Raw genomic sequence first — 7602 nt, forward strand, 5'->3', positions numbered from 1 at the left:
TAATGAAAGACGCAAATGAATTTTATAATTTCACAAGAAAAAACCCCTGTAACCACAGGGATTTTTCAAAAAATATAAACATTTCACCGCAATATACTGTGCGCTACCTTGATACAGTTGTTCATGATCACAAGCATACCATTCTCATTCAAAATATCCGGCACTTTCTCATGATATACGCCTTGCTGGGCCCAGAAAGCTTTGGCATTTATACGTGCAGCTTCTTCAGCGATGTCCGTTAAAAAGGCGGAACGTCGAAAAACATTGATGATATCTACAGGTTCTTCAATTTCCTGCAGAGAAGAATAAGACTTCTCACCAAGAGAACTTTTGATGGTAGGGTTAACAGGGATAATTTTATAACCGGCTTGCTGCATCGCCTGACTGACTTGATATGAGGTGCGATGAGGTTTATCGGATAAACCTACCACTGCAATGGTTTTCGACTCATGTAATACATCACGCATTTTTTCTTGACTAGGATTCTCAAACATCGTTCATTCCTCCTACTCTTCTAAAAATCCTTCTTCAATAAGAAATTCTCTTGCTACTTCTTCAGGGTCTCGATCGTCAAAGTCGACCTCATAGTTCATTTCTCGCATTTGATCTTCGTTAATCTGCCCACCGAGCTGGTTGAGGGCATCCTCAATCTCAGGGTATTGCTCCAATGTATCCTCTCTCATTAAAGGTGCACCTTGATAAGGAGGGAAAAGATTTTCAGGATCCTCAAGCGTCGTGAGATTTAAATCGACCATATAACCATCGGTGGCGTAGGCATCAATGATGTCAACTTCCCCATCCTCGATAGCTCCTTGCCTCAACCCTGGATCCATCGTCCGAACTTGACCTAAATCGAGTCCGTATATTTCTTTCATCCCCTGATAGCCGTCTTGACGGTCATTGAACTCCAGGGTGAAACCAGCTGTGATTTCATCTTCGACTTCTTGAAGGTCACCAATCGTTTCTAAATCATACTGTTCCGCTGTCTCTTCAGTCGTTGCAACTGCGTACGTATTATTAAACTCCATCGGCTCTAAAAACGCAAGGCCGAACTCATCAGACATTCCTTCTCTTGCTTGATCATATACTTCCTCAGAATCATTACTTTCTGCTTCACTGTCTAATAAGGATACGATAGCTGTTCCCGTAAACTCTGGATACATATCAATACTTCCTTCTTGCAGCGCACTAAACACTAAATCTGTTTTTCCTAAGTTCTCTTCTAATCCTACACTTAAATCTGTTTCCTCTTCAATGAGAAGCTTATACATATTTATTAATATTGCAGGTTCGGCACCTTGTTTAGCACCAATAGTAATGTCATTTTGTACTTTCCCACCAAAAGCCAGCGGTCCGACAGCTACAAGCGCTGCTATAACAAGTAAAGTAACAAGCGAGCGGAAGCCGGATTTTGCGGATGTACGCTCAAACAATCGCAGGATCAAGTCAAGTACAATGGCCAATATGGCTGCTGGAATCGCTCCTAAAAGAATAAGGCTGGTATCTCCGCCCCGGTCGAGACCGAGAAGAATGAGGTCGCCTAACCCTCCAGCTCCGATTAACGCAGCGATCGTTGTAGTTCCGACGATAAGTACCATCGAGGTGCGAATTCCAGCCATAATTACTGGCATGGCGAGAGGTAATTCAACTCTGGATAATCTTCTAAACGAATTCATTCCCATCCCCGTCGCCGCTTCTTTAAGAGCGGGATTCACTTCTTTTATGCCTGTATACGTATTCCTTAAGATTGGTAAAAGACCGTACGCTGTTAAAGCGATGATGGCCGGGGTCTGTCCGATTCCGAAAAACGGAATCAAAAAGGCCAGAACCGCCAAACTTGGAATCGTCTGTAAAACTGCCGTCACGCCTATAATAGGCTCAGCCAGCTTTTTATTTCTCGTTAATAGCAGTCCTAATGGGACAGAAATCAAGGTAGCTATAACTAGAGCGATGATGGATATTTGCAAGTGCTCCCAAATTTTATCAAGAAAAATATCTTGCCTCTGCTGAAAAACTTCTATTAACCCGTTCACGTATGCCCCACTCCGTTCGCTGGCTTACTATGCTTCTTAAGGTGCATCACCATATCCTTATAAGAGAGAGTGCCGATCACCTTTCCTTGTCTCGCTACCGGAAGTAAAGGGTAGTCCACTTTCTCAAAAGTGTCCATAGCATTCCTCAGCGTTTGCCCATGCTCAAGCAAGGGCATATCTGCCTTCTCTCCACTATCCAATCCAAAAGCTAATGTCGAATCTTCATGGATAATCACACATGTGCCGTTATTCGGTACTAATCCGCCCTCATATTCTTTCATAGTGAAGAGCTGTTGTTTCGACTGATCAATCATAACGTCTACGGCTGTCTCCCATGCCGATTTCCGTTCGCCGATAAAATCTTCTACGAACTTGTCGGCAGGATTTAAGATAAGATTTTGAGGTTTATCAACTTGTACTATAGTCCCCTCCCGCATAATACAGACGCGGTCCCCCATTGCGAGAGCTTCATCAATGTCATGAGTCACAAATACGATCGTCTTTTTTATTTCTTTATGCAGAGATAATATGTCTTTTTGTAATTGTTCGCGGCTAATGGGATCGAGCGCACTGAATGGTTCATCCATTAAAATAATATCGGGGTCGGCTGCCAAAGCGCGAAGAACACCGACACGCTGCTGCTGACCTCCTGAAAGTTCACTCGGCTTCCTCTTACGGTGCTTCACTGAATCGAGGCCTACCATGTCCATCAATTCATCAATACGAACGGAAAGGTCTTTTTTCTTCCATTTCTTCATTTCTGGAACGATGGATATATTTTCTTCGATCGTCATGTGTGGAAACAAAGCGATTTCCTGCAATACATAACCAATATTCCATCTTAACTCATGAATGTTGTACTCCTTTATATTTTTATTATGTATAAGAACCTCGCCCTCAGTAGGTTCTATTAATCGATTAATCATTTTCATCGTTGTGGTTTTCCCACATCCGCTTGGCCCGATGAGTGTCAGTAACTCACCGTCTTTAACGTCTAAATTAATTGATTTTAGAGCTGACGTTCCATCAGGATACGTTTTCGTAACGTCCTTAAAAGTGATCATGCTATTTCTCTCCTTAAACACAAATATAAACGATATATTCCCCAAGTATCTTTTATTCGAAACATTTCTACTCTCGGATCTTTCTCAGTCTGAAAAATTGATATAAATTACTTATCGTAACTTTAATTACGGCATATAAAGGGATTGCGATCAGCATACCTATAAACCCATAAAGGGCAGCGGCTACAATCAAAAGTAAAATGATTGTCAATGGATGAAGATCCAGCCGGTCACCCAATACGACAGGGGCTACGATATTCCCTTCCAGCTGTTGTACGATGACGAGCAGGATAAGAACATAAACCACCATTGTAGGCTCCTGAGTAAGACTGACGACAATAGCTGGCAGAACCCCGATTATCGGTCCAAAAAACGGCACAACAGCCGTTATAGCTACGAAAATCCCTAAAACAAGGGCATAATCTAACCCAATAATCAAATAACCGATGTACATCAATACTCCATCAGTAACAGCTACTGTTAACTGTCCGATTATATAGGCACCAAGTGTCTGATCGATATTTTTCAATAGTTTTTTCCCTTCCTGCTGGTGGTTACCAGGTATGAATCTTAGCAGAAAAGGTATTAATCGATGGTCATCCTTTAAAAAATAAAAAAGCACAAAGGGTACAACGATAAGTACAGTAACTGCACCTGTTATCGTAGAAAAGATTTCCGCCGCATTATCACCAGCGGTCTGAGCGAGATCGCTGAAAAAGCTTGTCACTCTCTGCCTTACATCTCCTAACATCCCTCTATCATTTTCTTCAATCATTTGTTCCGTTTCTTTTGCCTTCTTTTTTAATTCTTCAGGCAAATCATTGGATAATCCTGATACTTGTTTCTCTATCGTATTCGCGAGAAGTATGTAAGCAGAATAAATTACACCAGCAATTGCCGTGTAAACAAGCAATATACTTACAGAAACAGGTATATACTTGATTTTAGAAATCCATCGTACCACAGGATTCAATATATAATATAAGAATCCGGCTATCAGAATCGGAAAAAATAATGTACTTATTATCGTTTGGATAGGCGAAAAAAAGTGTAACAAATCCAGAAAAAAGATAGCGATTAAAAAAAGAATCAACCCTGTCATATATTTGAAAAAGGGATGTTGATACCACATATGTATACCTCCGTCACTAAAGTTTATAAGGAGTGTATACCTCATTACCAGCTGTACTAACCATACAAACTAAAATTTTTTATACATACTTACGTAAGTAACTGTAGCATTCATTGATAGAATGAAAGCATACATGAATATCATCACTTTCAATTTCATAGAGGCCGAACTGGTTAAAATGAACATTAAAAACCGAAATATTTTTGCGCTCTCCTTCATGATTCAAACCCTTCAATTCGATGTATAAAGGGTCCTCATTTTCTGCGCCTATTTCAAATAAGTTGATTTGCTGCATAACGATCACACCCCTGTCTATATAAATCTTTCGACAAAACGTGATAAAATCCTCTTTTTCACATGAGAAAAGAGACCCGTTGCTCACCTATCGTTTGCTACGAAAGATAAAGCATGTAAGAATAGTAGTGACGAATAAAACATGCTCATGAAAGGAGTTTTATTATGAAAATGATTGATATTACCCAGCCTGTTTATGAAGGAATGCCTGTTTATAAAAACAAGCCTGAAAAACAACCGAATTTTAAAAGGAATACGAACGGCCATGTCACTGAATCTCGCTTAGAAATTGATGCCCACACGGGGACGCATATCGATGCACCGTTACATATGGTGAATGATGGAGACACGTTTGAATCGATTTCGATGAACAAGTTGATTGGTGAAGCGAAAGTATTGGACCTTACTCATGTAGAAGACGGAATCACTAAAGCTGACTTAGAGAGTTTAACGATAGAAGAAAATGATTTTCTACTGTTGAAAACGAAAAATTCATTCGAAGATGACTTCAATTTTGAATTCATCTATTTAAAAGAAGATGGTGCACGTTATTTAGCGGAGAAGAAGATTCGCGGTGTAGGTATAGACTCTTTAGGTATCGAGCGCAGCCAACCTGAGCATCCGACACACAAGGCTTTGTTCGCTGCAGATATTATTGTCATAGAGGGCTTACGCTTGAAAGATGTTGGCGCTAAACCGTACCAGATGATTGCAGCTCCGATGAAATTAATCGGTACTGATGCATCACCTGCCCGAGTCGTTCTGTTTGATAAAGATCAATAATTTCTAAAAAGAAGACACACTTAGAGCTTAGCTCGTTTTTTCCTATCTCCAACTTAAAATGCAGCAGGAAATGCCTGACAAATTTTTTGTGAATTTGTCAGGCATTTTTTTAGCGTGAAGATTTTATAGTTGAAATTCACAACTTAAGTTGTGAAGTAATAGTTCTTTTTTTATATTGGACTTTTTCAATTTAAGCCCCCAATTGTGTAAGACTCGATTTCGAGATATAAAAAGCGGTTCTTCAACCACCGCACCAAATCTAAACCACATGAAATTCCAGAAAAAAATTTAATTAGACGTTTTTCCAAAGATTCAATTGCTAGTTTAAGCGCCGTTAAACGACGTTCATTTACAGTTTTTTGAGAACTGCCTTCTTTTTCTTCGTCGTAGAAGAACCCTTCTTTGTTCCAGGTATCTTTAAGGCTTTTATAAACCGACTTCAACGGCGTTTGGGAGCAACAAGTATTTCCCCAAAAGTGAAAATCGTGATACTAGCATACCAGTGCCAGTGGGTAGAAGAAAATACAAAGAATGAAGGACCTAATGGAGCTTTAAAATAAAGTTTGATCAAAAATACCTCACAAACCCACAGTTTACGTAAAATTAAAAGAAGCCGTTTTAAAAAAAGATTGATCATTTTCTGCAACTGGCTCTTCCACAAACGCTCCCTTTTGTTGAAGATGGACTCTGATCAGTAGAATCTGGAGGTTCAACCCATTCAAAGGATATTTTTTGGCCATGTTTTAGAAATCTGAATCCATCAGGGACCCTTCGGTATCAAGTAATATAGAACTAGAATCGCTGATTGGTGAGTCAATTATAAACCAACAAAAGCAGCAACTATTAAGAAGTGCTTTTCGACTTCTTAAATAATAATTTTTTTAATATGTTCCTTCCAGCTAACAACGCAAAATATAAAGGAATTGTGACTAGTAATATTGCATAAAAGTCTCGTCCAGCAAGGTAAGTGGCAGAGTGAAGACCTTTTATAAGTAAGTGAGCCAACAGGTAGGAGATAGGCAATAGAATAATTTTTTCTAGTCCATTTCTTATTTTCTCGTTCTTACGGAATATGACCAATCCAATTCCACAAATAAGTGAAAATCCTATAGCAAACAACACATAGTAGCTTAAAACTAGCCGAGGTAACGTCATGACAGAACCATTCGTTATTGGATCCCCATAAATTAAAGTATTTTCACTTCCATCGGTATTGTAATAGTAGATTGAAGCGACCGTTTCCCCATTCGGGTTTAAGATCGTATTTTCCAGGTTGTTTTTGCTTATTTTCTGGTGCCAAATCGTTTCCCATGTTGTTATATCATAGACATAACCTGAATTGTCTGCTGCAGGATATTGATTTACATTAAATCCAGAGACTTCTTCACTAAAATTCAAAAGTACTGTTCCGTCATCCTTTTCAATAATTGAAACCGCATTTTCATTATAAGAGATGTATTCTGGCGTTGTCAGATAAGCCATTGTAACCACTGCAAAAACCAATGTTACCATGACTGAAAGAATAATCGTTTGCAGCTTTTTCCTTCGCAATGTATTTTGTATGTTTCTTAAGGGAGCTATATCGGTATCTACTGGCTGTTCTTCAAAAGTCCTCATTTCTTCAAGTCGTTTTTTGCAGTTTTCACAAGAAACTATATGTTCTTCAACTATATCTCTAGTATCTTGACTTGCCATATTCTCGACATATAACGGCAGTATATCCCTAATCATATTACAGGTGATTTTCATCGATAATCCCCCAATCGCGCTTTAATCATTTCTCTAGCACGGTGATAAGTAACACAAGCCCAGTTATCACTTTTTGCAAACAACTTGCCAATTTGCTTAAATGACAATTCTCCAAATACACGAAGCGTAAAGACCTTTTTGTATGGCTCTTTTAAATTCTGGATAATTTCATGTACCTTCATAGACGCTTCTGAAGTTGCTATTTCTTGTTCTATATTCTCTCCACTCGCTGGTTCTGGAACCGACTCAAAATCTACACTGCTTTTTTTCTTACGCAAATAAGAGTAATAATTGTTTTTGGCAATTTGGCATAACCAAACACGGACATCACTATTCCCTCTGAAACTGTCTAGCGATGTTAATGCCTTCATAAAAGTTTCAGAAGTGATATCTTCAGAGATATGCTTATCGCCAGATAAATGAGTATTGCGGACAGAATGAGCCACTAGTGCGGAGTTTTGAGCCGTTGAATGCGGGAAATAGAGCCAGTGAATGCGTACAAATGAGCCGCCGGGTTCAGATGATCTAATAGGAAAAGCCATTGAAA

The 7602-nt window shown here is 39.2% G+C and carries 8 protein-coding genes and 1 pseudogene; 1 reads left to right on the forward strand and 8 read right to left on the reverse strand.

Annotated features, from left to right (window positions below):
* Positions 1-83: 83 nt before the first annotated feature.
* From LF817_RS05650 to LF817_RS05670, 5 genes are all read right to left on the reverse strand, one after another.
* Entirely contained in the window at positions 84-494 is a 411-nt protein-coding gene (locus LF817_RS05650; RefSeq protein WP_253934799.1) for a CoA-binding protein, read from the reverse strand.
* Positions 495-506: 12 nt separating this feature from the next.
* Positions 507-2033, reverse strand: a complete 1527-nt coding sequence (locus LF817_RS05655; protein WP_253934800.1) for an ABC transporter permease/substrate-binding protein — start codon at positions 2031-2033, stop codon at positions 507-509.
* Complete coding sequence (locus LF817_RS05660; RefSeq protein ID WP_253934801.1) at positions 2030-3097, reverse strand: ABC transporter ATP-binding protein; 1068 nt, start codon at positions 3095-3097, stop codon at positions 2030-2032. Before LF817_RS05660 ends, LF817_RS05655 begins: the two co-directional genes overlap by 4 nt.
* 67 nt (positions 3098-3164) lie before the next feature.
* A complete protein-coding gene (locus tag LF817_RS05665) occupies positions 3165-4229 on the reverse strand; it encodes an AI-2E family transporter (protein WP_253934802.1) in 1065 nt (354 codons plus the stop codon).
* 79 nt (positions 4230-4308) lie between these two features.
* Entirely contained in the window at positions 4309-4524 is a 216-nt protein-coding gene (locus tag LF817_RS05670; protein ID WP_253934803.1) for a hypothetical protein, read from the reverse strand.
* A 164-nt stretch (positions 4525-4688) separates the two neighbouring features.
* Here LF817_RS05670 and LF817_RS05675 point away from each other — a divergent pair, with 164 nt between their 5' ends.
* Complete coding sequence (locus LF817_RS05675) at positions 4689-5306, forward strand: cyclase family protein (RefSeq protein WP_253934804.1); 618 nt, start codon at positions 4689-4691, stop codon at positions 5304-5306.
* Between the two features lie 290 nt (positions 5307-5596).
* Here the strand turns inward: LF817_RS05675 and LF817_RS20375 are convergent.
* The 3 genes and pseudogenes from LF817_RS20375 to LF817_RS05685 form a co-directional block, all read right to left on the reverse strand.
* Positions 5597-5804: pseudogene (locus tag LF817_RS20375) on the reverse strand (hypothetical protein); the annotation flags it as partial.
* Positions 5805-6149: 345 nt separating this feature from the next.
* Positions 6150-7055 (reverse strand): zf-HC2 domain-containing protein, encoded by a 906-nt coding sequence (locus LF817_RS05680; protein ID WP_253934805.1) that lies wholly within the window; start codon positions 7053-7055, stop codon positions 6150-6152.
* Positions 7052-7597, reverse strand: a complete 546-nt coding sequence (locus LF817_RS05685) for an RNA polymerase sigma factor (protein ID WP_253934818.1) — start codon at positions 7595-7597, stop codon at positions 7052-7054. Before LF817_RS05685 ends, LF817_RS05680 begins: the two co-directional genes overlap by 4 nt.
* Positions 7598-7602: the final 5 nt, after the last annotated feature.

Source organism: Halobacillus sp. A1 (assembly GCF_024189295.1).
GTDB lineage: Bacteria > Bacillota > Bacilli > Bacillales > Halobacillaceae > Halobacillus_A.

What these genes read in the sequence shown, in the direction of transcription:
- LF817_RS05650 (WP_253934799.1), bottom strand. Translation starts at nt 494, where the DNA reads ATGTTTGAGAATCCTAGTCAAGAAAAAATGCGTGATGTATTACATGAG.
- LF817_RS05670 (WP_253934803.1), bottom strand. Translation starts at nt 4,524, where the DNA reads ATGCAGCAAATCAACTTATTTGAAATAGGCGCAGAAAATGAGGACCCT.
- LF817_RS05680 (WP_253934805.1), bottom strand. Translation starts at nt 7,055, where the DNA reads ATGAAAATCACCTGTAATATGATTAGGGATATACTGCCGTTATATGTC.
- LF817_RS05685 (WP_253934818.1), bottom strand. Translation starts at nt 7,597, where the DNA reads ATGGCTTTTCCTATTAGATCATCTGAACCCGGCGGCTCATTTGTACGC.
- LF817_RS05675 (WP_253934804.1), top strand. Translation starts at nt 4,689, where the DNA reads ATGAAAATGATTGATATTACCCAGCCTGTTTATGAAGGAATGCCTGTT.
- LF817_RS05665 (WP_253934802.1), bottom strand. Translation starts at nt 4,229, where the DNA reads ATGTGGTATCAACATCCCTTTTTCAAATATATGACAGGGTTGATTCTT.
- LF817_RS05660 (WP_253934801.1), bottom strand. Translation starts at nt 3,097, where the DNA reads ATGATCACTTTTAAGGACGTTACGAAAACGTATCCTGATGGAACGTCA.